The following is a 26,126-nucleotide window of genomic DNA, read 5'->3' as shown; positions in this document are numbered from 1 at the left end:
TTTCAAGGTTTCAAACAAAAAGGGCTCGGGCCCGTTACGCGGCTGCGGCGCGCTGGCGCTATGCATGGCTGCAACGGCAGCGGCAGCGGCGTCGGGGCCCCAGCTCAGCGATCTCGCGCCCGTCAAGCTGTATCCTGTCGCGCTGCCTTCCGTGGAAGCGCCCATGCCGCTGCCCGAACCGGGCTCGGCTGCGCCTGAGGCTTATTCCATCCTTCCTGATGTTCCGGACGTTCCTTACGATTATTTCTGGACCGGAGACGATTGGGCGTCGGGCCGCCAAGCCTCTTATTCCGTATCCGGCACAGGACTCGTTGGTCCTTTGGAACGGAAGCGCAAGTTCGCGGCCCGCAGCCGCTGGCTTCCGACAGCATCCACCGATCCCTGGACGCTTGGCAGCCGTAATTGGCGATATTCCGATGCAGAGGGGCTGGACGTCACCCTGGGAAACGAAGAAATCGAGATCCCCGCATGGGGACGCGCCGTGCGCCTGGGCGGCGTCAGCCTGAGCCAGTCTTCGCTGGTCAGCTCGGATTATGTCGACTCCTGGCAGTATTCGCTGTCGTTGGGCGCGCTGGACCGGTCCACAGCCGAACAGGGCGATCTGGAATATGGGGAGACCGCCGGCAACCTGGTGTTGCGCTATGGCGTGAATAAAGACCTGAGCATCGAATCCCAGACGCAGGTGGCGCCGGAAATGGTGGCGCACGGCGTGGGCGGAAAGTACGAAACCGATTGGGGGGCATGGAGCGCCGGCGTGGCCAGGGCTACCCAGGGCCTGTACAAAGGGTGGCGTTACCAGGCGGCGTATACCGTCAACGTGCTGGACGATCTGGAAGTCAGTTGGCGTAACGAACGCTATACGCCGGGTTTCGTCGATCTCAGCCGCTATGGGGCGGACTTGTCGAGCGGGGGGACGGTGCAGGCGCTTTCGGCAAAAATGCTTCTGGGACGGTGGGGCGACCTGAGCGGTACGTTCGAGAACGAAAGCAGCAGCTCGGGCGCGGTGAGGCGCAGCTTCGGACTGACGCAGCAGTTCTGGTACAGCCCGAATCTGCGTATCGGCCTGCGTGCCGAGCGGGAGATCGTCAGCGGCGACTATGATATAGGGATTCGCTTTTCAGTCCCCATATATTGAGCATGTCGGCTTCTCCCCTTGAAACCTTGCAACGGGTCTTTGGCTACGATTCCTTTCGTGGCGATCAAAAGGCCATTATCGAACACGTCGTGCACGGAGGCGACGCACTGGTCCTGATGCCCACAGGCGGCGGCAAGTCCCTGTGTTATCAGATACCGGCGCTGGTGCGGCCCGGCACCGGCGTGGTGGTGTCTCCCCTGATCGCGCTGATGCAGGACCAAGTGGATGCCCTGATCGAACTGGGTGTCAAGGCGGCCTACCTGAACTCGTCCCAGGACTGGCGGACGGCGCGCGATGTCGAGCACGCCTTCCTGGCGGGGGACCTGGATCTGCTTTATGTCGCGCCGGAGCGTTTGCTGACCGACCGCTGCATGGACATGCTGACGCAAGGGCGGGTCTCGCTGTTCGCCATCGACGAGGCGCACTGCGTTTCGCAATGGGGGCATGATTTCCGGCCTGAGTACTTGGGGCTATCGGTGCTGCATGAGCGCTGGGCCGACGTGCCGCGTCTGGCGCTGACGGCCACAGCGACCGCGGCGACACGGCGCGAAATCGCCCAACGCCTGGAATTGAACGAGGCGCCGCATTTCGTTGCCAGCTTCGACCGGCCCAACATCCAGTACCGCATCGTCGAAAAGAATGAGGTGCGCAAGCAGCTTCTGTCTTTCATCCGGGCCGAACATGAAGGCGATTGCGGCATCGTGTATTGCCTTTCGCGCGCCCGCGTAGAAGAAACCGCGACCTTTCTGTGCGACAACGGCATACCCGCCTTGCCTTACCATGCCGGCCTGAGCGCGGCGGTGCGAGCGCAGAACCAGGCGCGCTTCCTCCGGGAGGAGGGCGTCGTCATGGTGGCCACCATTGCTTTCGGCATGGGCGTCAACAAGCCCGACGTGCGTTTCGTCGCGCACATCGATCTGCCCAAGTCGGTCGAGGGCTATTATCAGGAAACAGGCCGTGCCGGCCGCGACGGCCTGCCGGCGACGGCCTGGCTGGCTTATGGTCTGCAGGATGTCGTGCAGCAGCGCCGCATGATCAACGAGTCGGCGGGCGACGAGGCGTTCCGGCGCCGGTTGGGTTCGCAGCTGGATGCCATGCTGGGCCTGTGCGAGACGGTGGGATGCCGCCGCGAGCGTCTGCTGGCATACTTCGATCAGCAGATCGAACCCTGCGGCAATTGCGATACCTGTCTCGAGCCACCTCAGGCCTGGGATGGCACGGTTGCGGCGCAAAAGATCCTGTCCGCGGTCTACCGTCTGTGGCGCGAGCGCGGCCAGCGGTTCGGCGCAGGCCATCTCATCGACATTCTGCGCGGCAAGTCGACGGACCGCATCACGCAGTACGGACACGAGACACTGTCGGTGTTCGGTATCGGGGCGGATCTGTCCGAGCAGGCATGGCGCGGCGTACTTCGCCAGTTGCTGGCGCAGAGCCTCCTGGCCGTGGATCATGAAGGATACGGCACCTTGGCGCTGACCGACGGCAGCCGCGCGGTGCTGAAGGGCGAGCACAAGCTCATGTTCAGGCGGGAGCCCGAGAAAAAGGCGCGCAGCTCATCGCGCGCCGCAGGGGCCCGCGCGAAGGGCCCGGTGCTGGATCTTCCGGCCGAAGCACAGCGGCGCTTCGAGGGGCTTCGTGTATGGCGCTCCGAGGTGGCCCGCGGGCACGGCGTACCCGCATATGTGATTTTTCATGACGCCACGCTGCGCGAGATCGCAATGCAGTGCCCGCAAACGCTTGACGATCTCGGCCGCGTCAGCGGTGTGGGGGCGCGCAAGCTTGAAGCGTATGGCGAAGAAATCCTGCGCTGCCTTGGCATGTGTTGAAGGGGTCAGACCCCGCATGGGGTCTGACCCCGGCGCGCATCTAAGGGGTCGGACCCCGCATGGGGTCCGACCCCCCGCCCCCGAACAATTCGCCGGTGGCGCCGCTTGAACGCGGAGGCGCGAGCCCCAGATGGCGCCAAGTGGACTGGGTGGCGATGCGGCCGCGAGGCGTGCGCTGCAGAAACCCCTGCTGGATGAGAAAGGGTTCGATCACGTCTTCGATGGTGTCGCGTTCTTCGCCGATCGCGGCGGCCAGGCTGTCGACGCCGACCGGTCCACCGTCGAATTTATGGATGATGGCCTCGAGCAGTTTCCGGTCCATGAGATCCAGGCCTTGCGGGTCGACTTCCAGCATGGCAAGCGCGGCGCTGGCGATGTCGGTGTCTATGCGGCCGTTCGCCTTGACTTCGGCATAGTCGCGCACGCGGCGCAGCAGCCGGTTCGCGATGCGGGGCGTGCCGCGGGAACGCCTGGCGATTTCCTTGGCGCCGTCCTGCGTGGTTTCGGCATTCAGCAGATGCGCGCTGCGCCTGACGATATGGGTGAGGTCGTCGGCGTTATAGAATTCCAGCCGCGATACGATTCCGAAGCGGTCGCGCAAGGGGTTGGTGAGCATGCCGGCGCGCGTGGTGGCGCCCACGAGCGTGAAGGGCTGCAGATCGATCTTCACGCTGCGCGCGGCCGGCCCTTCGCCGATCATGATGTCGATCTGGAAGTCTTCGAGAGCCGGATACAGGATTTCTTCCACCACGGGCGAAAGCCGATGAATTTCGTCGATGAAGAGCACATCGTTCTTTTCCAGATTGGTCAGCAGGGCGGCGAGGTCGCCGGCGCGCTCGAGTACGGGGCCGGATGTCTGCCGCAGCTGCACGCCCATTTCGTGCGCAATAATATGGGCCAGTGTCGTCTTGCCCAGGCCCGGCGGGCCGAACAACAGGACGTGGTCCAGGGCTTCGTTGCGGTTCCTGGCGGCGGCGATGAAGATTTCGAGTTGTTCGCGGACGCGATGCTGGCCGATATACTCGTTCAGTTCCTTCGGGCGCAAAGCGCGCTCGATGGATTCCTCGTTCGGCGATGCGCTTTGAGGCGCCACGATGCGTTGCGGGGCCGGAATGCTGGACAAGGAGTCGGAGTGTATGGCCATGATGAGATGCTGAGTATATCTACAGTGTTTACGATGCTAACCGTACTCTACCACGGCGGAATTTCAACGAGCCACCCAATTGCAACATCGGCGCGGATACGTTACCTTCAATATCCGCTTCCGGGTCCTTTCCCATTCCATTTCAAAGGTTTTTTCCATGAGTGACCGCATACCGACCTACGAAGACGTCATGCAGGCCAGTAATGCGCTGATCGGCGTTGCGCACCGCACACCCGTCCTCACCTCGCACACCATCAACGCCAAGCTGGATGCCCAGGTCTTCTTCAAGTGCGAGAACTTCCAGCGCATGGGTGCGTTCAAGTTTCGCGGGGGCTACAACGCCCTGGCGGGCCTGACGGACGAGCAGCGCAAGGCCGGAGTGGTCGCGTTTTCTTCCGGCAACCACGCGCAGGCGGTGGCTTTGGCCTCCAGCATGTTCGGGGTGGCCGCCACCATCGTCATGCCGCATGACGCGCCCGTTGCAAAAAAGGAAGCCGCGCTTGGCTATGGCGCACGCGTGGTGTCCTATGACCGACTGACGCAGGACCGTGAAGAGATCGCTCGCGGACTCGTCGAAAAGGAAGGCCTGACGCTCATTCCTCCTTTCGATCACCCGGACGTCATCGCAGGGCAGGGTACGGCGGCCAAAGAGCTGTTCGAAGAGGTGGGCGAGCTCGATGCCTTGTTCGTGCCCCTGGGCGGCGGCGGGCTATTGTCGGGCTCCTTGCTGGCCGCACATGCCCTCAGCTGCGTCTGTGACGTATACGGGGTCGAGCCGCGTGCCGGCTCGGATGGGCAACAGTCATTCCGCAGCGGTTCGGTGGTGCGCATCGCGCCGCCAAAATCGATTGCCGATGGGGCACTGACCCAGGCGCTGGGCAGCTTGACCTTCCCCATCATTCGCAAATACGCGCGCGACATCCTTACCGTGACGGACGAAGACCTGATCCAGACCATGAAATTCTTCGCCGAACGGATGAAAATCGTTGTGGAGCCCACCGGCTGCCTGGGCGCGGCCGCGGTATTCAATGAAGTGGTACCCATCAAGGGCAAACGCGTCGGCGTCCTGCTTAGCGGCGGCAACGTCGACCTGAAGGCGTATGCGGCGTATTTGCAGGGTTGAGGGGTCGGACCCCGATAGGGTCCGACCCAAAAGAACATCAGGGGTCAGACCCCGTACGGGGTCTGACCCCCACACCCGTCGCCGAAACGGGGTCGGACCCATAGGGTCCGACCCCTCGGCCACTGCTCAGCCGCGCGCCAGCGACTTGAGCGCCAAGCGTATTCCCTCGGTCACTTCCACGCCTTCGGGCAATTGTTTCAGCGCGGCCTGGGATTCGCTGCTGGAGTATCCCAGCGCCATCAAGGCATTGGCGATATCGTCGCGCCCTGCGCTGGCCGGACCAGCGCCCGCGCCAGCGGGCAGGTCCGCCCCCAGCTTGCCCCGCAACTCAAGAAGCAGGCGTTCCGCCGTCTTCTTGCCTATGCCCGGCACCCGCGTCAGGCGCCCGGTCTCTTGTTGCGTGATGGCGGAGGCCAGTTCCTCGACGCTCATGCCCGACAGCACCGACAGCGCCGTGCGTGCGCCGATGCCTGTCACCTTGATCAGGGCTCGAAAGGCGCTGCGTTCGGACGGCGATGAGAACCCGTAAAGAATGTGTGCATCTTCGCGCACGGCCAAATGGGTATAGAGCGTCACCTTGGCGCCATTTTCGGGCAGCTTGTAAAGCGTGCTCATGGGCACGTCGATTTCGTAGCCCACACCCGACACGTCGATACAGACCATGGGGGGGGATTTCTCGAGCAGGATGCCGGTAATGCGTCCAATCATGGGGATTCCTATTTATACGGTCCGCGGTCAACCGAGTATGCGTCCACCGCGTATGCGCCGGCCCGCCGCGCTGCCTAGCTGGCCCGCGCCTTGGAGGCGACTGGCAATCGGACTGAAATGCGCATGGCAGATTGCGCAGGCGAGCGCATCGGCCGAGTCTGCCGCGGGCAGGCCGTTCAGGCTCAGAAGATACTGCACCATTTTCTGAACCTGCTCTTTGGCCGCATGGCCGTTGCCGACGACCGACTTCTTGATTTGCAGGGCGGTGTATTCATGCACGCTGAGCATGCTGTCCGCCAGGGCGCACAAGGCCGCACCCCGCGCCTGTCCCAGAAGCAGGGTGGAAGCCGGATTGGTATTGAGAAAGACTTTCTCGAGGGCGGAGACGTCGGGCTGCGTCGAGGCGACGATCTCGCGGATGTTGTCGAGAATGATCTTCAGGCGGTCCGCCAGGGGGCGGTCGGCCGGCACCACGATGGTGCCGCTGCTGACATAGGCCAGGCGGCCGGCGGTTGCGTCGATGACGCCGAAACCGGTCCGCCGAAGGCCGGGGTCGATGCCCAGAATGCGCATCAGTGGCGGAAGTGGCGGGTGCCGGTGAACACCATGGCGATGCCTCGTTCGTTGGCCGCGGCGATCACTTCTTCGTCGCGCACGCTGCCGCCGGGCTGGATCACGCAGCCCGCGCCGGCGTCGGCGACGACGTCCAGGCCATCACGGAACGGGAAGAAGGCATCGGACGCCACGGCCGATCCTTTCAGGGAAAGTCCGGCGTTTTCCGCCTTGATGGAGGCGATGCGCGCGGAATCGATACGGCTCATCTGCCCGGCTCCGACGCCCAGCGTCATGCCGTTGCCGACGAACACGATGGCGTTGGATTTGACGTACTTGGCGACTTTCCAGGCGAAGGCCAGGTCCTGCATCTGTTCGGTCGTGGGCGCCAGCTTGGTGACCACCTTGAAGCTGTCCTGGGGGACTTGGTAATCGTCGGGATTCTGAACCAGCCATCCTCCTCCCACGCGCTTGATGTCGAAGTCGTTGTGGCCGTCGCCTTGCGGGACTTCGAGCACGCGCACATTCTTCTTGGCGGCGAAGACGGCCAGCGCCTCGGATGAATAGCCCGGCGCCAGCAGGACTTCGACGAACTGGCCGCTGACCGCCTGCGCGGTGGCTTCATCCACCGGGCGATTGAAGGCGATGATACCGCCGAAGGCGGATGTCGGGTCGGTCTTGAAGGCTTGCTGATACGCATGGAGCGGGCCGTTTCCGACCGCCACGCCGCAGGGGTTGGCGTGCTTGACGATGACGCAGGCGCTGGCCTGGAAACTCCGCACGCACTCCCAGGCGGCGTCGGCGTCGGCGATGTTGTTGTAGGAAAGCTCCTTGCCCTGCAGTTGGCGATAGCTGCCCAGCAGGCCGGCCTTGACCGGGTGATCGGTATAGAAGGCGGCGGACTGGTGCGGGTTCTCGCCGTAGCGCAGCACTTGATGCCGCTTCACTTGCACCGTAAGCGTGCTGGGCCAGGCATCGCGCTCGGGCGCTTGGTCCTGGGCGGGTTCCGCAGTGGCGAGACTGCTCAGGTAAGAGGCGATGGCGCCGTCGTACGCGGCCGTGTGGGCGTAGGTCTTGGTGGCCAGTTCCAGCCGCAGCCCGTATGATGGGCCGCCTTGCGGGCCGTCCATGTCGGCCAGTACGCGCGGGTAGTCGGCCGGGTCGATGACGACCGTGACGCCGCCTTCGGGCGTGCCGTGATTCTTGGCCGCCGCGCGCAGCATGGCGGGGCCGCCGATGTCGATGTTCTCGACGGCGTCCGCGAACGAGCAGCCGGGTTTGGCGATGGTTTCGCGGAACGGATACAGGTTGACGACCAGCAGGTCGATGCGGTCTATGCCGTGCTGCTCGATGGTGGCAAGATGCTCGGCGCTGTCGCGGCGCGCCAGCAGGCCGCCGTGTATCTTGGGATGCAGTGTTTTCACCCGGCCATCGAGGATCTCGGGCGAGCCTGTGTGGGCGGCCACTTCGGTTACGCTCAGGCCGGCATCGGCCAGCAGCTTAGCCGTGCCCCCGGTGGACAGCAGGCGTACGCCACGCTGCGCAAGCGCCTGCGCGAAGTCAACAATACCGGTTTTGTCGGAAACCGAAAGTAGGGCGGTCTGGATTTTCATGGAATAAAGGTCTAGGGTTTTGAATCAGGGTTGCAGGTTGTGGGCAAGCAGTTTCTTGCGCAGCGTGCTGCGCGTGATGCCCAGCATTTCGGCGGCCTTGGACTGGTTGCCGTGCGATTGTTCGAGGGCAACTTGCAAAACTGGACGTTCGACGCAGTTGATGACCATGGCGAGCATGTCGCGCGGCTCCGATTCGCCCAGATCCGTCAGATAGCGCTGTAATTGATCGCGAACGGATTGTTCCAGGGGATTTTTATTGCTCATAATCGTTGGTGGTAGTTTCGTGGCGAATTCCGGTCAAGCCGGAACCGCCGTGGCCATCATTGGCTCGTTGGGTGGATGGCGGGCAAACCACTGCTCGATGGCATGGGTTTGCTCGCTGGTGCTGCAAATTTCGTTGATGCGCGGTAAAAACTCGGCGGCGTCGGGTAGCGCCGACAAATACCAGCCTATATGCTTGCGCGCCGAGCGCACGCCGGTGAATTCCCCGTAGAATCGATAATGCTCTTCGAGGTGGTCCAGCAGGCGGGCGCGCAATTCCCCGAAAGTGGGCGGCGGAAGATGCTCGCCGGTTTTCAGGTAGTGGCTGATTTCCCGGAAAATCCATGGGCGCCCCTGGGCCGCTCGCCCAACCATGACGGCATCGGCACCCGTATACTCTAGTACGTATTTTGCCTTTTCGGGACTATCGATATCCCCATTGGCAACGACGGGAATTTGAACGGCGCTTTTGACGTCGCGTATGGTGTCGTATTCCGCCTCGCCCTGATACAGGTCGCTGCGGGTCCTGCCGTGCAGGGTAATGGCGGCGATGCCGACATCTTGCGCCAGCGTGGCTATTCTGACTGCGTTGCGCGAATTCCGGTCCCAGCCCGTGCGAGTCTTGAGCGTTACAGGCACGCCCAGGGGCGTGCAGGCCTCGACTACGCTGCGCAGTATGCGCAGCACGCGGTCTTCGTCGCGCAGCAGCGCAGAGCCCGAAGCCACGTTGCATACCTTCTTTACCGGGCAACCCATATTGATGTCGATGATGCGTGCGCCTTTGCCGACGTTGAATGCGGCGGCCTCGGCCATCATGTCGGGATCGGCGCCGGCGATCTGGACGGCGATGGGGTCGATCTCGCCCTCATGATTCAGTCGGCGGGAAGTTTTCACGCTGTCCCACAGCCGGGGATTGCTCGCGGCCATTTCGGATACGGCGTATCCCGCCCCCAGCGCTTTGCATAATTTGCGATAGGGACGATCGGTCACCCCCGCCATGGGGGCGACGAAAACAGGATTGGGAAGAAGCCAGGAGCCGATGCGCATGGCAGGGATTTTAACCCTCCTGCGGTTTGCCGGCTTGTCGTTAATAGGCCTAGGGCCTTTTAGCGTTAACAGACCCTAGCTGCGCAGGCCCTGCAATAATTGCCGAGCCAGGGGCGCGCGCAGCGGTGCGAAGGCGTCCATGGCCAGCAGCGCAAGCCCGCCCGCATGCTCCACCAGCGGATTGCCGGTGGAGAACACTCGCGGCAAAAAGTCGGTGACGCCCATCGTTATCCAGCGGTCTGCCCGGCGTCTCCGGGCGTATGCCGACATCAGAGGCGCCGCATCCTCTTCGGGGCGCACCAGCCACGGCGCCAGCGCCTGCGCCAGCTGCGCGGCGTCGCGCAAGCCGAGATTGAGGCCTTGGCCGGCGACGGGGTGCAGGGTCTGGGCCGCATTGCCGATGGCGATGGTATAGGGGTTCACCAGCGACGGGCCGGCATGCAAGCTAAGGGGAAAGACGTGCCGGACACCGACGTTGCGTAATTGACCCAGCCTATCGCCGAAGCTGGCTTGCAGTTCGGTGATGAAGGCATCGTCTTCCTGTTCGATCCGCCTTTGGGCCTCGTCCGGCGGGCTGCACCAGACGATACTGTAAAGGTCTTCTCCATGGGGATGAGGCAGGAAGGCCAGCGGCCCCTGCCGTGTGAAGCGTTCGTACGCCCAGCCGGAACGTGGGCGGGCGGCGCGGACCGTGGCCAACAGGGCGTGCTGGTCGTACTGCCGCTCGAGGCCGCGCGGCCGGGCGCCGTCGGATTGAACGAGCAGGCGGCTGCTGAAGGCTGAGCCGGAGTCTGGTTCGAACCGCACGCAGCCGCCATGCACATGTTGAGGCGGCGCGCCGTCGATCAGCGTGATCCCGCTGCGCTCGACGGCATGGTGCAGGCTGCGCAGGACGGCATCGTAGGCCGCCACGCTGCCCAGCCGCGGTACATTCAGTTCCGCATGCTCGATCAGCGTCCTGCCTAATCGGCCGCGTTGCGACACATGTACCGTTCTGATGTCGGCGGACTCCATGGGCCACGCCTGGATTTGCTCCAGCAGTACGCGGCTGCCCTGGTTCAGCGCCAAGGTGCGCGGATCGGGTGTTGCGCCGGCGCCGCTGCGCACGGCGGGCGCCACGCTGAATTGCTGTCCGATCAGGGCGATGCGATCGGGCTCGCGCGATTTGGCCGCCAGCATCAATGCAAGCGCGCTGCCTACCGGGCCGGCGCCCATAATGGCGATATCATAGGTGGGCGGTTTCATGTCCACTCCCGGGGCCGGGCCCCGAATGTTTCGACTGGGGACAGGCCCCGAACGGGGTCTGTCCCCTCAAGCTGGGGTCAGGCCCCGCGTGTTTCAATTGTGGTCAGACCCCGGGTTGGGGTCTGACCCCTCGAGAACGATTATGACTGAATTTACCACTCCAGTTCCCCATCGCAGCAAAGTCGCGGCCGCTTGGCTGGCATGCCTGCTTGGCATGTTCGGGGCGCATTGGTGGTACATGGGACGCCGTTGGGCCTGGGCCGTGACGGCATTTTCCTTGTTGATGATCGTCTTGGCGCAGCTTTATCCTGTCTGGTGGGACAATCCGCCTTTTTTACTGCTGCTCATACCAACCACCGCAGGCTATATCGACGCATTGGTCTATGCCTTGATGCCGGACGAAAAATTCGACGCGCGTTACAACTCCGGCTCGCGCCGGATGACGAAAACCGGCTGGAATGCCGTGATCGCCGCCATATTCACTACCTTTTTCGGCAGCACCGTGGTGATGTTCGGCATTGCCGTGACGGTCATGCACGTTTATACCGCAATGGGCTGGCTCGACGGCCTGGTGTATTGAGCCGGCCAAAAAATTACAGGCACCGCGGCTGGGAACGGAAAACCGCTGCGGGGCTTGTTCTCGATAAATCAATAGGTTACAATGCAGCACCTTTGTTTTATAGGAGCTGTGTGGTGAATCCAGACCCCGGCGATAGTAGCGGCCGATCGTGCAGATCGGCTGAATCATTTCCAGGCGCGTTCCGGCAGTAGTCAGGCTCACCCAAGCATAGCTACGCCACGCCCCTGGGTTACATGGGCGTGGTGGTTTCAAGAATACCGTTTGGTATTCGACCCCCCGTCGTATTTCATCTCAAGTCCATTGCTCGGCAACGGACCGCGTGCCGCGTTCGCGGCGCGCCGGTATGTAGAAAGGGGGCTTTCATGCGTTTATTCAATCTATTCCTGCGCCGTGCGGGCGTTCAGCCCGCCGCCCTTCGCGCACCCAGCGGCCTGTCGCGTCTCACGGTCATCTGTCCGCGTCATTCGCTTGCCGACATCCGCAAGCAGATATACGCCGACTTCGAAGCGGCCGGCCTGCCTGTGCAGGCGCTCATGGTCGACCATGCATCGCGGCACGACATGGCCAGCGCGTGCATTACGGTGCACTGTCCGCCCGAGCTGCGGCCGGCCCTGATGAACCAGGCCCGGCTGCTGCGAGCTTCTCCCGGCGTACATCAGGTGCATTGGGGTGACAAGCGGCAGATTGCTTTAAACTAGAACTGTTTTTTATTGGATCCGGTCGCCCATGAGTCTCATCGATTGGCTTACGCCTTGGGAATTTTCTCCAACGCTGGTGCTGATGTTCATTGTGGGCGGCTGGCTGTTTATACGTGGCCAGCGCGTGCATCGCGTGACGCTGGCACGCCAGGTCTTTTTCTGGACAGGCGTGGCGTTCCTGTATCTGTCCATGCACACCCGCATCGACTACTATGCGGAACGCATGTTCTTCATACACCGTTTGCAGCACTTGGTGCTGCATCACCTTGGGCCCTTGCTCATCATGGGCGCCTATCCCGGCCAGGTGCTCAGGGCGGGCCTGCCCATGAAATGGCGCTACCGCCTGCGCGACTTCCGCCTTACCCGAGGCGGCAGGGCGCTTGAAGCGGTACTCACCAACAAGATCTTCGTACCCTTTCTGTTCGTGATCCTGGTGCTGGGTTTCCTTATCCCGACCGTCCAGTTCTATTCCATGCTCGATTGGCGCCTGTACCGGTTCATGAACTGGTCGGTGGTCATCAGCGGTTTCATGTACTGGAACCTCATTCTCGACAGGCGGCCCAGTCCGCCGGCAGTGCTGTCGCCGGGCGGCCGCATCATCTCGCCCGTGGTCACCATGGTGCCGCAGATGATCGTCGGCGCCATCATCACTTTCACCGAATACGACCTCTATCCCATATTCGATCTTTGCGGCCGCGCCATCCCGGGCATGACGGCGGTCACCGATCAGGCCATAGGCGGCCTGACCATGTGGGTCCTGGCGGGATTCGTCGAAGTCTTCGGCCTGTTGTTCGCGTTGTCTACACTGATGCGCCTTTCGGCCAGAAATCGTTTACCCAACAAACAGGACCGCCGGCGACGCCGTCAGTCGGTGGCGGCGCCCGCATCCTGACGTACGCATGACGAGCCCACACCCCACATCATTCAGCAGGCGGAGAGCGCGGGTGTTGTGCGCGGTATTGGCAAGCGCGCTCATCTGGCCGGTCGCTCCGGCAGCGTGGGCGCAACCCATGGGCATACCCAGCATGGGGTCCGCATCGTCGGCCGAGCTTTCCCCTTCGCTCGAACGCACGCTGGGCGACGCCATCATGGAGCAGGGCAGGCGGGACCCCACTTATATCCCCGATCCCGATGTCAACCAATACCTGACGGACATGGGACGCGACCTGGTCAGGCATGCACCGGGCGGGACCGACCAGCGTATCAACGTGTTCGGCGTGCGAGACCCGCAAATCAACGCATTCGCGCTTCCCGGCGGCTATATCGGCATCAACAGCGGCCTGGTGGTCTCGTCGCAGAGCGAATCCGAACTGGCCTCAGTGGTGGCGCACGAAATCGGCCACGTGGTGCTGCGCCACATAGCACGCGGCATGACGCAAAAGTCGCAGAGCAGCGGTGTGATGATGGCCGCCATGGCCGCGGCGCTGCTCGCGGCATTGGCAGGCAGCGGAGACCTCGCAATGGGCGTTGCGGCCTTTGGCCAAGCGGCGGCCATCGACCGGCAGCTCGGTTTTTCCCGCCAGGCCGAACAGGAGGCGGATCGGATCGGCGTCGAAATGATGCGCAAGGCGGGATTTGATCCCCAAGGCATGGTCCGCATGTTCAACCAGTTGAGCAATGCCGCGCGCCTGAACGAAGGGCAGGGCGGAGGCGGCTATTCGAGCACTCACCCGCTGTCCATACAGCGCATGTCGGATATCCAGAATCGTGTCCGGGAAGCCGCCGCGGCGCCCAAGAAAGACTCGGACTCGTACTGGTATGTCCGCGCCAAGCTGCGTGTGCTGCAGTCGCGAGACAGCCAGTCCATGCGCAATGCATTGGACAAGCTGCGACTCGATGCCCAGCAGCGCAGCGGGGTCGAACAGTCTGCGGCCTGGTACGGGCTGGCTTACGCCGCCTGGCAGAAGAAAGACCTGGAAGGGACGCGACAAGGGCTTGCCAATGCCGCCAGCGGTGGCAGGCAATCGCCCGAAATCGCGGGGCTCGCCATTCAGCTTGCGTTGCATGAAGGCGATTACACGGGCGCCGCCAGGCTGGCGGCGGAAGCCTGGGGACGCTGGCCCGACAGCCAGGGAGTGGCCCTTGCCCGTGTCGAGGCCATGCAAAAAAGCGCACAGGATCAGCAGGCCGTTGCCTTTCTGACGGAACTGACGGGCAAATGGCCCGAAGTGCCCAGGCTGTATCAGTTGCAGGCGCAAAGCTACGAGCGCCTTGGCCGGCAGATCGATGCACGGCGCACCATGGCCAAATACTACGAGCTGATCGGCGCCTTGCCCACTGCGGTCGACCAACTGGAGCAGGCGCGCGGTCTGAGCAAGGATTTCTACGTCCAGTCCCAGCTTGATGTGCAGATCCGGACGCTCAAGGATCGCTTGAAATCCGACCGTGAACTGCTCGAGCGATTCAAGTCTTAGAAAGGTTGGGGGGGCCGACCCCGCCTCAGCAGGAAGGGGGTCAGACCCAATTGGGTCTGACCCCGGCCACAGAAGAAAGAGGGTCAGACCCCGCATGGGGTCTGACCCTAAGATCTACGATCAAGTCCCAGTTTCGAAAAAGCGCGCCAGCCGGATGGGCAGCCAGCCAAGATCTGCCGGGAACCGGCCCGTGACGAAGCTTGCATGGCCGCCTTCCGCCGGCTGGTGAAGCAGGATGCTGCCGGAGCAGTCAGCCGAACCCGGCAATGAAGGCGCGGGAACGAACGGGTCGTTGCGGGCATTCAGAATCAGCGTCGGAACGGCAATCGTTTTCAGCACGCGATTGCTCGATGCGCGCGTCCAGTAATCCAGCGCATTCTTGTAGCCGTGCATGGGCGCCGTGTACAAGTCATCGAACTCGCGCAGCGACTTCGCGTGGCTGATCCGGAAGACATCGATGTTTCCGGGAAAGCGCTTGGCCTTTTCCTGGATCTTGACCCTCATGGTGCGCAAGAAGTAGCGTGAATAGATGTGTTTTCCGGCTCGTGTCTCGGATAGGCACACACCGCAAGCAACCAGGTCCATGGGGACGGACACGGTCGCACAGGCATTCAGCCAATTCACATTGTCGGCTTGTTCCCCCAGGTACTTCAGCAGCGCGTTGCCGCCAAGGGACACGCCGATGGCATGCCAGCGCGCGTGAGGCAGGCGTCGGCGTACCGTTTGCAGCATGAAGTCGACGTCTTCCGAGTCGCCGGAAAAATACGCGCGCGCCATGCGATTCGGGAAACCCGAGCAACTGCGGAAATGAGCGATGACGACCATCCATCCGCGGGCACGGAAATGCTGCGCGATCGATTGGGCATAGTGGCTGCGGCTGCTGCCTTCGAGCCCATGGAACAGGATGAGGGCCGGGATGTCCGACGCGGCGGGCACTGTGCTCCAGTCGTCATCCAGCATCCAGCGATGCGCGGCGGTATGGGCCAGTGCGGGGTCGGGTTTGGTCAATTGCCCATTGGCAAGACGGTCGGCGAAGAGTCCGGGACCGGTCCAGTCGAAGTCGAGGAAATCGCCGTCCGGCGTATCCACGCGCTCGCGTACGAAAGCAATGCGGTGGTAGCGCGCCGCGAGCGCGCCGTACAGCGTTTGCAGATGGCTTCCGGGCAGCCAGGGCGGGGTCGGACAGGGCGAGGTATCGATCTTTGCTGACACGGACCGCCTTCAGTGCAAAGTATCGGGACGATCCTGCAGATCGAACAGCCCCGCTTCCTGTGGCGCCTGGGATGCGTGATGCAGGATCATCTTCCAGCCCGACGGGCTTTTATGAAAGACGTTGGTGGTATAGCACAAGGAGGTTTGCCTGCCTTGTGGCGTATCGACGGTGATCTGTTCGATCAGTACGTGAACGGAGCTCATGACGCTGGTGATGATCATGGGTTGCAGCGGCATGACCTGGATCGGGCCGCTGGCGAAGATCTGCTGCCACGTGCTTTGGAGGGCGTCGTGACCTACTGTGCGCAAGCCGCCCGGATGCACGCAGATCACTTCCTCGTCTGCCCAGACGCGCATCATCATGCCAAGATCTGCTGTGCGCATGGCTTCGTAAAATGCTTGCTCGGCTTCTTCGGGCGTGGTGAACATGGTCCGTTACCTGGCGTCTGCTTATGACGGGCTGAAATGGTGGAGAAGGCTGTTAGTGTCCGTGGACTTTTTCGCCTTCCTTCAATTGATAGGCCGCGCCGCAGTACGGGCAGAGCGCCTTGCCTGTCTTGACCACTTCGATGTAGACCCGCGGGTGCATGCTCCATAGCGGAGCATGCGGCCCCGGACAATAGACGGGCAAGTCCTTGGCTTCGACAAAAATGGTTTCGTCCTTGGGAACGACGGGCGCGGAGCTGCTCATTGAAGGTCCTAAAAGCGTATGGGTTGTAGCGGTTGATGCAGGCTCAGACTTTGCTGAGCCAGTGGTGGTATTTGGCGTTCTTGCCGTTTACGAGGTCGAAAAAGGCTTTCTGCAGTTTCTCGGTAACCGGGCCGCGGCTGCCCTTGCCGATGACGCGGCGGTCGACTTCGCGTATGGGCGTGACTTCGGCGGCCGTGCCGGTAAAGAAGGCTTCATCGGCGATGTAGAGGTCGTCGCGGGTAAGCCGCTTGGTGACCAGCGGAATGCCGAGGTCCGCCGCGAGCGCGTGTATGGTGGAGCGGGTGATGCCGGTAAGCGCCGAAGCGATTTCGGGTTCGCACAGCACGCCGTCCTTCACGATGAAGATGTTCTCGCCCGAGCCTTCGGCCACAAAGCCTTCGGTGTCGAGCAGGATGGCCTCGTCGTAGCCATGATCCAGGGCTTCGGCATTGGCGACGATGGAATTGGCGTAGGTGCTGGCTACCTTGGCGCGGGGCATGGTCACGTTGACATGCTGGCGGGCATAGGAAGAGACTTTTACGCGGATTCCCTGCTGCAGCGCTTCTTCGCCCAGATATGCGCCCCAGGACCAGGCCGCGATGGCCACGTGCACTTTCGCACCCTTGGGCGAGATACCCATTTTTTCGGAGCCATAGAACACCAGCGGGCGGATGTAGCAGGACTCGAGCCCGTTCCGGCGCACGACTTCGCGCTGGGCCTCGTTGATGGTGTCCTGGTCGAAAGGAATGCCCATCTGGTAGATATGCGCGGAATTGAACAGCCGGCGAGTATGGTCCTCGAGCCGAAAGATCGCGGTGCCGATGTCGGTATGATAGGCGCGCACGCCCTCGAAAACGGCCAGGCCGTAGTGCAGGGAGTGGGTCAGGACGTGGGTGGTCGCATTGCGCCACGGCACGAGTTCGCCGTCATACCAGATAAAGCCATCGCGATCAGACATGGACATGGTGCTCTCTCCCAGAAAAGTGAGTTGATTGTACCAAGCGTGCCGGCCTTACAATAGCGGCTTTTGGCTCGAGGTCGGGACGGCAGTGGCGGAATCGGGATTTGCATCGTGGTGGCCGGACATCCATAAACGGCAAAGCTTCAAGGCCGGCTTTCGCGACGTATTCACGGCGCTGGTCGCGACCAGCACATGGGGCTTCGTGACGGGCATCGCCATGGTGAAGTCCGGCCTCACGGAAACGATGGCGGCATGGATGACGTTGCTCGTGTATGCGGGATCGGCGCAGCTTACTTCGCTGCCCCTCATTGTGTCTTCCGCGCCGATCTGGCTGATTTTCGCCGCCGGCATGGTGGTGAACCTGCGTTTCATCATCTTCGCGGCGGCGCTGCAGCCGTTTTTCAGGCATATGCCCTGGTTCAAGCGCCTGGTGCTGGGCTTTCTGAGCACCGACATCGCCTTCGTGTTCTTCATGGCGCGGTATGGAGACCGCAAGGGGCCCGCCACCACGGAACAGCTCTGGTATTTGCTGGGCATGATCATTCCGGGCTGGATATCCTGGAACGTCTTCTCGATGATAGGGATATACATGGGCGGCTTCGTGCCGGCGAGCTGGTCCCTTGAGTTCGCGGCCATACTCGCCCTGATGGCCGTCGTCATTCCCCTGGTCAAGACGCGGCCGATGGCCATGTGCCTGCTGGTGGCCGGCATCATTGCGCTGGTCGGGCAAGCCCTGCCGCTGCGGCTGGGCCTGCTGGCGGCTGTCATCGGCGGAATCGTGGCGGGCGTGCTGACCGAGCGTCTCCAGCATCGTGGCAAGCCCAGGAAAAGACAATGACCGGAAATCTCGAATACGATCTTTACATCATAGGCGTGATTGCGGCCTTGGCCATATGCAGCATCATCACGCGTTCCGGCTACTACGTATTCGGCGACTACCTTCCGCTCAGCGATTCGGTGCGCCGGGCCTTGCGTTATGCGCCCACGGCCGCGCTTGTCGGCATCATCGTTCCAGACCTCATTCCCCTGGGCAGTGCGGAAGGCGAGGCATCCATGCTCAAGCTGGCCGCGGCGCTGCTGGCGGTGGTCCTGTACTGGCGCACAAAAAGCACGCTGCTGGTCATTGTGGGCGGGATGATTGCGTACTGGATACTGGAAGCCTTGTTCGTTTCCTGAGGCGCGCCGTAACGAAACGTATGCTTTTAACGACAAATGCCTGTTTTTATTGGCTTTGTCAGGTGTCGCGGACCGAACTCGCCGGGCAGTCGAGACGGTGTGCGCTAAAATACAGCGGTTCCACAAGCTAGGCCTGGGGTTTTCCCGTGCCAGGCATAAACCACTTTCAATGACAGACACTACCTTCACACCGACCAGTACCCCTGCTGCTACCTTTTCCGAATTCGGCTTGCATCCAAGCATACTTCAGGCAATAGCCGAGACGGGATACACCCATCCTACGCCTATCCAGGCCCAGGCCATGCCGATCGCCATGGACGGCCGGGACGTCATGGGGGCCGCGCAGACCGGCACCGGCAAGACAGCCGCGTTCACCCTGCCCATATTGCACAGGTTGATGCAGTACGCCAATGCCAGCGCCTCCCCGGCGCGGCACCCCGTACGAGCGCTGATCTTGACCCCCACGCGAGAGCTGGCCGACCAGGTGTATGAGAACGTAGCCACCTATAGCAAAGCCACTCCGCTGCGTTCGGCCGTCGTCTTCGGAGGCGTCGATATCAATCCGCAGCGAGACGCCCTGCGGCGTGGCTGCGAACTGTTGGTTGCCACGCCGGGTCGCCTGCTGGATCACGTCGAGCAGAAAAACGTCAATCTCAGCCAAGTGGGCATACTGGTGCTGGACGAAGCCGACCGCATGCTGGACATGGGCTTCCTGCCCGACCTCGACCGCATCGTCCGCCTGTTGCCCGCCAAGCGGCAAGGCCTGCTGTTTTCCGCCACGTTCAGCAACGAGATCCGCAAGCTCGGACGCAATTTCCTGACCGACCCCGTCGAGATCGCGGTGGCGGCACGCAACGCCACGGCCGACACCGTCACCCAGGTCGCCTACCCGCTGGCCAGCGCCGACAAGCGCGCGGCCGTCGTCCACCTGGTCAAGTCCAAGGGACTCAATCAGGTCATCGTTTTCTCGAACACCAAGATCGGCACGGGCAGGCTGGCGCGCGAACTCGTGCGCGATGGTGTCAAGGCTGAATCCATACATGGCGACAAGAGCCAGCTCGATCGCATGAAGGCGCTCGAGGCCTTCAAGTCGGGCGAACTCGAGGTCCTGGTTGCAACCGACGTGGCGGCGCGCGGCCTGGACGTCGCCGGCGTGCCTTGCGTCATCAATTACGATTTGCCTCACAATGCCGAAGACTACGTCCATCGCATCGGCCGTACCGGCCGAGCAGGCAAGAGCGGTGAAGCCATTGCTTTCTTCACGCCCGACGAAGAGCGCTATCTGCTCGACATCGAAAAACTGATCAAGGCAAAGATTCCCCGCGGCCAGCTGGCCGTGCCGGCTTCGGCGCGGCGCCCGTCCGCGGGACGGGACAGGCGCGGCTATACGCCAGGCATGGCGTCGCAGAAACCCGTGGACGAATTTTTCTATAAGCCCTATGTGCCTTCACCGGCTTCCACCGCTCGCTCTGCAAGCCAGCAAACGACGACAGCGCCCACCAGCAAGAAAGCAGTGGGTGTGCTGTTGGGCGGCCGCTAGCGTGCTGTTTGCTTAGCCTGCGCCCAGGGTTTCATCACGAACGGCAGGCTTGACGCTCGATTTGCTCAGAGATCCCCCAGCAATCCTGCCAATTGACCCGGGCCGCCTTCGATGGGATTCGCGGCCTCAAGGCCGGGCACCAGTTTTTCCAGATGGGAAATATAGGGCAGCATGGTCCCGAAGAACAGGTTTCCCGCACGGCTCTGTACAAGAATGGTCGGGAAGTTCTCGACGTCCTCGTCGTCGAGCAGGTCGGGGCTTTCTTCGATATCTATCCACACAAAAGTATGCTGCGGCCATTTCTGCGCCAGGCTGTCGAAATCGGGCCGGTACTGCCGGCAAGTGTCGCACCAGGCCGCGCAATAGCACGCGATGACGAGGCCGCCTTCTCGCGTCAATCGGTCCCGCAGGGCGGGCATGTGGTGTTGTGGATCGTATACCGGCATAGAGACAAAAAGCATCCAGTTTGACTATGATAGTCATGTCGTGATCTAAAGGCTACGCATGAGCGAATACTCCCTTGCAATCAAAACCGGCGGCCGGCCCGTGACCGGCCTGGCGGCGGTCGGCCAAGCATTCAGGCGTGCGCTGGTTTCGCAGTTTCATCCCAAAATGCTGGCGGCCATATTGCTGCCGTTCATCATCGCCTTACTGGGCGCCATTATATTGCTTTGGGGATTCTGGGACCCGCTCACCGCCTGGCTCAATGCCCAGGCGGCGGAATGGGACTTCATCAATCGCGCCGATCAATGGTTTCTGGCCATCGGGCTGTTTTCCCTGAAGCTGTATCTCATTCCTTTGCTCGCCGTCGGCATACTCCTGCCGCTGTCGGGCATCCTGGGCCTTGTCATCGCGGCCGTCTTCGTCATGCCCATCGTCCTCCGGCATCTCGAAAAGCACCATTATCAGGGCCTCTCTCGGCAGGGGCAGTACGTGACGGCCGTCGGCGCCTGGAACGCCATCTGGGTCGGCATACTGTTTGTGCTAGGGTGGCTGGCGACCATGCCGCTCTGGCTCATTCCTCCGTTGCCCGTGGTGCTGCCCGTTTTCTGGTGGGCATTCGCCTTTACCCGCATGCTGAGGGTCGATGCCATCATCGAGCATGGCAGCCAGCAAGAGCGCCGTCTGTTGTGGCGCCGGCATAATCGCCAGCTATGGCTGATTGGCGGCATACTTTCCCTGATCAACCTGTTTCCCCCCGCCTGGCTGTTCCTGCCGGTCTTCTCAGCCCTGGTCTTTGCGCATTTCATGCTCGAAGCCTTGCGGCAACTGCGTGCGCAGGAAGTCGTAGACGTCTGAAATAAAAAAAGGAAAACCGCCGTAAATGAGCACGACCACTCGCAAGATCCGTTCGATCATCATTGGAGACGAAATCCTTTCGGGACGCCGCCAGGACAAGCACTTCCCGAAACTCATCGAGCTCCTCGGCCAGCGTGGGCTGCAGCTGGAGGGCGCGGAATTCATCTCCGATGAGCGTTCCGTCATCGCCGAGACCCTGGCCCGCAGTTTCCGCAAGGACGACATCGTATTCTGTTGCGGCGGCATCGGCGCCACGCCCGACGATCAGACACGCCAGGCGGCCGCTGAGGCGCTGGGCGTCGATCTCGCCTTGCATCCCGAGGCGGAAAGGCTGATTGCCGAACGTTGCGCCGACAACGAGCGCCGGGGGCAGGGCAGCGGCGACATGTCGCTGCCCGAGAACCAGCAGCGTTTGCAAATGGGGGTATTCCCCGTGGGCGCCGAGATCGTCCCCAACCCTTACAACAAGATCCCGGGCTTCTTCATTCGCGATCACACTTTCATGCCGGGCTTTCCGGTCATGGCCTGGCCCATGATGGAATGGACGCTCGATACGCGCTATATCGAACTGCATCACAAGCAGCGTCGCGTGGAACATTCCTTTCTGGTCTTCAAGCTGCCCGAGTCGCGCATCACGCCTGCGCTCGAGGAACTTGAACGGCGCTGGCCGGGAGTCAAGGCGTTCAGCTTGCCCAGCATGGGCGAAACCGGGCATCCGCATATCGATCTGGGCGTGAAAGGCGAACCCGAAGCCGCGGCCCTGGCCCTCGAATTCCTGCGCGGCGAGGCGCTGAAAATGGGAGGGCAGCTCAACCCGCCACAAAAATAATGCTTGCCAGGTCGGCATTTTTTTTCATATTATGGAATTGTTGCGTTGCGTCAAAATAAGACTATGTCACGTTCCACTGCGCTGCCTCCTCCCTCGCTGGGCGCGTCGCCTTCCGTCAGCGGCTCGCCCGTTTCAATTCAGGTCCTCGAGCGGGCCATGTCCTTGCTTGATGTCCTGGCCAAGCAGTCCGATCCCGTGCCTTTGAAAGAGTTGGCCGCAGCGACGGGGCTGCATACCTCAACCACGCATCGCATCCTCAACGACCTGGTCGTCGGCCGCTATGTCGAACGCGTCGACAGCGGCCTGTATCAATTGGGCATGCGCCTGCTGGAACTCGGATCTTTGGTCAAGAGAAGGCTGAATGTGCGTGAGGTCGCGCTGGATCCCATGCGTGAATTGCACAAGATCACCGGCCAGACCATCAATCTCTCGCTGCAGCAAGGCGACGAAATCGTCTATATAGAACGGGCCTGGAGCGAAAGATCAGGCATGCAGGTCGTGCGCGCGATCGGGGGCAGGGCGCCGTTGCATCTGACTTCCACGGGCAAGCTTTTCCTGTCGGTCAGCGATCCGCGTCAGGTCCGCGCCTACGCCATGCGTACGGGGCTGGCCGGTACGACGCGCAACAGCATCACCGAGTTGGAGCAGCTAGAGCGCGATCTGGCGCTGGTTCGGCGCCATGGGTATTCGCGTGACAACGAAGAGCTGGAGCTTGGGGTTCGCTGTATTGCCGCCGGCGTCTATGACGACACCGGCAAGCTGCAGGCCGGCTTGTCGATTTCCGCCCCGGCGGAGCGCATGCGCGATGAATGGATACCGGTATTGTTGACCACGGCCAAGCAGATATCCGAGGCCTTGGGCTACGAGGGGTCAGACCCCGGACGGGGTCTGACCCCATAGCACCGCAAGGCCCAAGGGGTCAGACCCCGTCCGGGGTCTGACCCCATATTCCGCCATATTCGGGCAGGGGTCAGACCCCGCTGCAGGTTTACTGGGGCTGGATACCCGATTTCTTGAACAGTTCGCCCCATTGCGGTACTTGCTGTTCGACTTTCTTCTGAAGTGCTTCGGGTGTGGCGTCGGATGTGAGCACGGTGGCGCCGAGGCCGGCCATGCGCTTCTGGAATTCCGGGGCGTTCAGGCCGGCCTTGAGCGCGGCATTGAGCTTGTCGGTGACGGGTTTGGGCGTGCCCTTGGGCGCCCACATGCCGTGCCAGATACCCACTTCGAAGTCCTTGAAACCCGCTTCCTGCATGGTGGGCAGGTCGGGCAGCGTGGGGACGCGCGCCTTGCTGGTCACGGCATAGGCCTTGACCGTTCCGGCCTTGATATGCTGGGTTGTATTGGTGGTTTGGTCGCACATGACGTCTACCTGCTTGCCCAGCAGGTCGTTCATGGCGGGACCCGTGCCCTTGTAGGGAACGGTTAGCAGGTCGACGCCGATCGCATTGGAGAACATGGTGCCGCAGAGGTGGCTGGCGGCACCGATGCCGGCATTGGCCAGGGAGACCTTGTCTTTGTTGGCCTTGAGGTATTCGACCAGTTCCTTGACATTGTTGGGCGGGAAGTCGCTGCGCGCGATGATGGTCATGGGCACGTCGACCACCAGTCCGATGGGTTCGAAGCTGCTGAACGCGTTGTAGCCGGGATCCTTGTACAACGACGCCGCGGTGGAGAAGCCGATGTGCATCAACAGGATGCTGTAGCCATCAGGTTTGGCCCGCGCCACTTGAGAGGTGCCGATGGTGCCGCCCGCACCGCCCTTGTTTTCAACGACCACGGTCTGACCCAGGGTCGGGCGCATGGCTTCAGCCAGGGAGCGCGCTACGTTGTCCGTGGGGCCGCCGGCCGAGAAGGGCACGACCATATTGATGGGATGGTCGGGGTAGGCTGCCGCCAGAGCGGCGCCGGTACTGGTAAGCGCGCCTAGGGTCATGGCGGTGGCAAGCTTCAAGGTGTGTTTCATTCGGTCTCCCTTTGCTTATGGCAAAGTAAATTGTTGTTCAGGCCGGATACAGAATCCTTTGGCATCCTAGGCCAAACGGCCGACGCTGTCGCTTAGGTTTAGCCCTTATATAAGCCCATATACGGGAAATGGGCTTTCCCGTGCGCGTACTGACCTGTTTTGTTGCAATGCACCAAAAAAAGCTTGACTTGACTCTAGACCCTAGTAAAATAACATTTGTGCGATGCAGCATTGAAGGTTTTCACGTTGTCAGGTGATTTGCTTAGCCTTCTTTATTTACCAAGTCCGGCTTACCCGGACACCCAGGGGCCGCCATCATGGCCTCGTCTTATAAAGGAAACACCATGAGCGCAATCCCTCAACCCCTTCTGGCCGTTCAAAAGGCGACGCTGGACAATTTCCTCGCAGTTCAAGGCGCGGTATTTGGCGGCTTCGAGAAGCTGGCCGACTTGAACCTTAAAGTCATCAAGGCAACGCTTGACGAAGTGGCCGAAAAATCGCAGCAAGCGGTCGAAGTGAAGGACGCCCAGGAAGTCCTGGCTTTCACGTCCGGCCTCGTGCAGCCTAACGCCGAAAAGGCGCTGGCCTATGGCAAGCACGTCTATGACATCGTATCGGCGGTGCAGGCCGATCTGTCCAAGTTGACCGAGCAGCAAATCGTCCTGGGCCAACAGCAGGTCACCGACGCGATCGATCAACTGGCCAAGAATGCGCCCACGGGTTCGGAAGGCGCCGTTGCCCTGATGAAATCGTCTCTCGCCACGGCCGGCAATGCCTACGAAAGCGCCGTCAAGGCTGCCCGTCAGGTGACCGACGCCGCCGAGTCCAACATCAACGCGGCGACCAACGCAAGCTTCAAGGCTGCGGCGGATGCCGCCGAAGCAGCCGGCAAGGTTGCTCCGCGTGCTCGCCGCGCAACCGCCTGATTACTGACCCAGCGGCGCAGCCGAAGCGCTTCCATGGCGTTTCGGCTACGGTAAGCATCAAGGCCCCGGAAAGCGTTCAGCTTCCGGGGCCTTGATGCTTTTGCGCTGCCTGCTTGAGGATGCAGGCCGATCGGAAATTCAGCTTAGCGCGCGCACGCACTCGCTGATCAAGGCCGGGCCGCGGTAGATCAGCCCTGTGTAGATTTGGACGGCATTCGCTCCCGCCGCGATCTTCTCCCGGGCCTGCTTGCCGGACGCCACGCCGCCGACACCGATGATGGTGTAGTCACGGCCCAATTGCTGACGTAGGCGCGCAATGACGGCCAGAGACAACTCATGCACCGGCGGGCCGGAAAGGCCGCCGGACTCGTCGGCGTGGGGCAGTCCTTGAACGGCATCGCGGGACAGCGTGGTATTGGTTGCGATGACGCCGTCAATGCCATGACGTGGCAATTGTTCGGCAATGATGTCTATTTGCCTGGTGTCGAGATCCGGTGCGATCTTCACCACGATGGGTACCATCCTGCCGTGTTGATCGGCCAGCGCCTTGCGCTTCTCGTTGAGCGGACCCAGCAGCGCAGCCAGTTCATTTTCGCCCTGGAGCGCGCGTAGATTCTGCGTATTGGGCGACGAAATATTCACGGTGATGTAATCGGCATGCGGATACACGCCTTCCAGTCCGATCAGATAATCGTCCACGGCCCGCTCGATGGGTGTTGCCGCGTTCTTGCCTATGTTCAGCCCCAGAATGCCGCCCTGGCTGCGCCATTGACTTTTACGCACGTTCGCGATGAAGGCGTCCAGGCCCTGGTTGTTGAAACCCAAGCGATTGATCAGCGCCTGGGCGCGGGGCAGGCGGAACATGCGCGGCTTGGGATTACCCGGCTGCGGCTTGGGCGTGACGGTGCCCACTTCCACGAAACCGAACCCCAGATTGCCCAAGGCATCGATATGGGCGCCGTTCTTGTCGAGGCCGGCGGCCAGACCGACGGGATTCCGGCAGGGCAGTCCGAGCAGGGTGCAAGGCTTGCGGGGCGCGGCGGCAATGAGCCCCCGTGTAAAACGGCAATCGTAGGCTTTCTGAAGAGAGGCCAGGGTCAGCTCGTGGGCCGCCTCGGCGTCCATGGAAAAAAGCGCCGTGCGGGCCAGGGGATAGGTATTGAATAGCAATGACATGTTT

General features: G+C 62.0%; 28 protein-coding genes. 14 read left to right on the top strand and 14 right to left on the bottom strand.

What is annotated here, in order from left to right:
• The first annotated feature begins 64 nt into the window (after positions 1-64).
• Both ACSBPU_RS16915 and recQ read left to right on the top strand, forming a co-directional pair.
• Positions 65-1,135 (top strand): hypothetical protein, encoded by a 1,071-nt coding sequence (locus ACSBPU_RS16915; protein WP_442593053.1) that lies wholly within the window; start codon positions 65-67, stop codon positions 1,133-1,135.
• Between the two features lie 2 nt (positions 1,136-1,137).
• Positions 1,138-2,961, top strand: a complete 1,824-nt coding sequence (gene recQ, locus ACSBPU_RS16910) for a DNA helicase RecQ (RefSeq protein ID WP_442593052.1) — start codon at positions 1,138-1,140, stop codon at positions 2,959-2,961.
• 40 nt (positions 2,962-3,001) lie between these two features.
• Here recQ and ruvB read toward each other — a convergent pair whose 3' ends face one another.
• A complete protein-coding gene (gene ruvB / locus ACSBPU_RS16905) occupies positions 3,002-4,105 on the bottom strand; it encodes a Holliday junction branch migration DNA helicase RuvB (protein ID WP_442593051.1) in 1,104 nt (367 codons plus the stop codon).
• A gap of 157 nt (positions 4,106-4,262) precedes the next feature.
• Between ruvB and ACSBPU_RS16900 the strand changes: the two genes are divergently transcribed.
• A complete protein-coding gene (locus tag ACSBPU_RS16900; RefSeq protein ID WP_442593050.1) occupies positions 4,263-5,228 on the top strand; it encodes a threo-3-hydroxy-L-aspartate ammonia-lyase in 966 nt (321 codons plus the stop codon).
• A 126-nt stretch (positions 5,229-5,354) separates the two neighbouring features.
• Here ACSBPU_RS16900 and ruvA read toward each other — a convergent pair whose 3' ends face one another.
• The 6 genes from ruvA to ACSBPU_RS16870 form a co-directional block, all read right to left on the bottom strand.
• A complete protein-coding gene (ruvA, locus tag ACSBPU_RS16895; RefSeq protein WP_442593049.1) occupies positions 5,355-5,936 on the bottom strand; it encodes a Holliday junction branch migration protein RuvA in 582 nt (193 codons plus the stop codon).
• A gap of 27 nt (positions 5,937-5,963) precedes the next feature.
• A complete protein-coding gene (gene ruvC, locus ACSBPU_RS16890; protein WP_442593048.1) occupies positions 5,964-6,509 on the bottom strand; it encodes a crossover junction endodeoxyribonuclease RuvC in 546 nt (181 codons plus the stop codon).
• Positions 6,509-8,101, bottom strand: coding sequence for a bifunctional phosphoribosylaminoimidazolecarboxamide formyltransferase/IMP cyclohydrolase (gene purH / locus ACSBPU_RS16885; RefSeq protein WP_442593047.1), 1,593 nt, complete (start codon positions 8,099-8,101; stop codon positions 6,509-6,511). The genes ruvC and purH overlap by 1 nt, the downstream gene beginning before the upstream one ends.
• A 24-nt stretch (positions 8,102-8,125) precedes the next feature.
• Complete coding sequence (locus tag ACSBPU_RS16880; protein WP_180066425.1) at positions 8,126-8,365, bottom strand: helix-turn-helix domain-containing protein; 240 nt, start codon at positions 8,363-8,365, stop codon at positions 8,126-8,128.
• Between the two features lie 33 nt (positions 8,366-8,398).
• A complete protein-coding gene (gene dusB, locus ACSBPU_RS16875) occupies positions 8,399-9,409 on the bottom strand; it encodes a tRNA dihydrouridine synthase DusB (protein ID WP_442593046.1) in 1,011 nt (336 codons plus the stop codon).
• 75 nt (positions 9,410-9,484) lie between these two features.
• Positions 9,485-10,654 (bottom strand): FAD-dependent monooxygenase, encoded by a 1,170-nt coding sequence (locus tag ACSBPU_RS16870; RefSeq protein WP_442593045.1) that lies wholly within the window; start codon positions 10,652-10,654, stop codon positions 9,485-9,487.
• A gap of 142 nt (positions 10,655-10,796) precedes the next feature.
• Here ACSBPU_RS16870 and ACSBPU_RS16865 point away from each other — a divergent pair, with 142 nt between their 5' ends.
• From ACSBPU_RS16865 to ACSBPU_RS16850, 4 genes are all read left to right on the top strand, one after another.
• Complete coding sequence (locus ACSBPU_RS16865; RefSeq protein WP_442593044.1) at positions 10,797-11,234, top strand: NINE protein; 438 nt, start codon at positions 10,797-10,799, stop codon at positions 11,232-11,234.
• A gap of 362 nt (positions 11,235-11,596) precedes the next feature.
• The gene (locus tag ACSBPU_RS16860) at positions 11,597-11,932 is read left to right on the top strand and encodes a hypothetical protein (RefSeq protein ID WP_180066416.1); all 336 of its coding nucleotides are present in this window, start codon (positions 11,597-11,599) and stop codon (positions 11,930-11,932) included.
• 28 nt (positions 11,933-11,960) lie between these two features.
• Positions 11,961-12,824, top strand: coding sequence for a cytochrome c oxidase assembly protein (locus tag ACSBPU_RS16855; protein WP_180066414.1), 864 nt, complete (start codon positions 11,961-11,963; stop codon positions 12,822-12,824).
• A gap of 7 nt (positions 12,825-12,831) precedes the next feature.
• Positions 12,832-14,346 carry a M48 family metalloprotease gene (locus tag ACSBPU_RS16850; RefSeq protein ID WP_442593043.1) on the top strand — a complete coding sequence of 505 codons (1,515 nt, stop codon included), beginning with the start codon at positions 12,832-12,834 and terminating at the stop codon, positions 14,344-14,346.
• 120 nt (positions 14,347-14,466) lie between these two features.
• Here ACSBPU_RS16850 and ACSBPU_RS16845 read toward each other — a convergent pair whose 3' ends face one another.
• From ACSBPU_RS16845 to ACSBPU_RS16830, 4 genes are read right to left on the bottom strand one after another with little or no spacing between them, the layout of a single operon-like run.
• Entirely contained in the window at positions 14,467-15,558 is a 1,092-nt protein-coding gene (locus tag ACSBPU_RS16845; protein ID WP_442593042.1) for a YheT family hydrolase, read from the bottom strand.
• Between the two features lie 9 nt (positions 15,559-15,567).
• On the bottom strand, positions 15,568-15,987 hold the full coding sequence (locus ACSBPU_RS16840) for a nuclear transport factor 2 family protein (RefSeq protein ID WP_180066410.1): 420 nt from the start codon (positions 15,985-15,987) through the stop codon (positions 15,568-15,570).
• Positions 15,988-16,039: 52 nt separating this feature from the next.
• Positions 16,040-16,249, bottom strand: a complete 210-nt coding sequence (locus tag ACSBPU_RS16835; protein ID WP_180066408.1) for a zinc-finger domain-containing protein — start codon at positions 16,247-16,249, stop codon at positions 16,040-16,042.
• A gap of 43 nt (positions 16,250-16,292) precedes the next feature.
• The gene (locus tag ACSBPU_RS16830; RefSeq protein WP_442593041.1) at positions 16,293-17,213 is read right to left on the bottom strand and encodes a branched-chain amino acid transaminase; all 921 of its coding nucleotides are present in this window, start codon (positions 17,211-17,213) and stop codon (positions 16,293-16,295) included.
• A 121-nt stretch (positions 17,214-17,334) separates the two neighbouring features.
• Here ACSBPU_RS16830 and ACSBPU_RS16825 point away from each other — a divergent pair, with 121 nt between their 5' ends.
• The 3 genes from ACSBPU_RS16825 to ACSBPU_RS16815 all read left to right on the top strand — a co-directional run bounded on the left by ACSBPU_RS16825 (position 17,335) and on the right by ACSBPU_RS16815 (position 19,926).
• Positions 17,335-18,048 carry an AzlC family ABC transporter permease gene (locus ACSBPU_RS16825; protein ID WP_442598390.1) on the top strand — a complete coding sequence of 238 codons (714 nt, stop codon included), beginning with the start codon at positions 17,335-17,337 and terminating at the stop codon, positions 18,046-18,048.
• Positions 18,045-18,386: an AzlD domain-containing protein gene (locus tag ACSBPU_RS16820; protein WP_442593040.1), complete on the top strand. Its 342-nt coding sequence runs from the start codon at positions 18,045-18,047 to the stop codon at positions 18,384-18,386. The genes ACSBPU_RS16825 and ACSBPU_RS16820 overlap by 4 nt, the downstream gene beginning before the upstream one ends.
• A gap of 169 nt (positions 18,387-18,555) precedes the next feature.
• A complete protein-coding gene (locus ACSBPU_RS16815; protein WP_442593039.1) occupies positions 18,556-19,926 on the top strand; it encodes a DEAD/DEAH box helicase in 1,371 nt (456 codons plus the stop codon).
• 65 nt (positions 19,927-19,991) lie between these two features.
• Here the strand turns inward: ACSBPU_RS16815 and ACSBPU_RS16810 are convergent, their stop codons facing one another.
• On the bottom strand, positions 19,992-20,372 hold the full coding sequence (locus ACSBPU_RS16810) for a thioredoxin family protein (protein WP_442598388.1): 381 nt from the start codon (positions 20,370-20,372) through the stop codon (positions 19,992-19,994).
• Positions 20,373-20,430: 58 nt separating this feature from the next.
• On the opposite strand from ACSBPU_RS16810, the gene ACSBPU_RS16805 reads away from it, so the two are divergent.
• The 3 genes from ACSBPU_RS16805 (at position 20,431) to ACSBPU_RS16795 (ending at position 22,954) form a co-directional block, all read left to right on the top strand.
• Positions 20,431-21,225 (top strand): EI24 domain-containing protein, encoded by a 795-nt coding sequence (locus tag ACSBPU_RS16805; protein WP_442593038.1) that lies wholly within the window; start codon positions 20,431-20,433, stop codon positions 21,223-21,225.
• Between the two features lie 25 nt (positions 21,226-21,250).
• Positions 21,251-22,054: a competence/damage-inducible protein A gene (locus ACSBPU_RS16800; protein WP_442593037.1), complete on the top strand. Its 804-nt coding sequence runs from the start codon at positions 21,251-21,253 to the stop codon at positions 22,052-22,054.
• 63 nt (positions 22,055-22,117) lie between these two features.
• Complete coding sequence (locus ACSBPU_RS16795; protein WP_442593036.1) at positions 22,118-22,954, top strand: IclR family transcriptional regulator; 837 nt, start codon at positions 22,118-22,120, stop codon at positions 22,952-22,954.
• A gap of 88 nt (positions 22,955-23,042) precedes the next feature.
• Here ACSBPU_RS16795 and ACSBPU_RS16790 read toward each other — a convergent pair whose 3' ends face one another.
• Complete coding sequence (locus tag ACSBPU_RS16790; RefSeq protein ID WP_442593035.1) at positions 23,043-24,020, bottom strand: tripartite tricarboxylate transporter substrate binding protein BugD; 978 nt, start codon at positions 24,018-24,020, stop codon at positions 23,043-23,045.
• 344 nt (positions 24,021-24,364) lie between these two features.
• Here ACSBPU_RS16790 and ACSBPU_RS16785 point away from each other — a divergent pair, with 344 nt between their 5' ends.
• Entirely contained in the window at positions 24,365-24,946 is a 582-nt protein-coding gene (locus ACSBPU_RS16785) for a TIGR01841 family phasin (RefSeq protein ID WP_180066392.1), read from the top strand.
• 138 nt (positions 24,947-25,084) lie between these two features.
• Here the strand turns inward: ACSBPU_RS16785 and ACSBPU_RS16780 are convergent, their stop codons facing one another.
• Positions 25,085-26,122 carry a quinone-dependent dihydroorotate dehydrogenase gene (locus ACSBPU_RS16780; protein ID WP_442593034.1) on the bottom strand — a complete coding sequence of 346 codons (1,038 nt, stop codon included), beginning with the start codon at positions 26,120-26,122 and terminating at the stop codon, positions 25,085-25,087.
• Between the last annotated feature and the right edge of the window lie 4 nt (positions 26,123-26,126).

This window comes from Parapusillimonas sp. JC17, from assembly GCF_052180245.1.
Classification (GTDB): domain Bacteria; phylum Pseudomonadota; class Gammaproteobacteria; order Burkholderiales; family Burkholderiaceae_B; genus Parapusillimonas.
The sequence above is the reverse complement of the archived record's forward strand: the minus strand, read 5'-3'. Positions and strand labels throughout refer to the sequence as shown.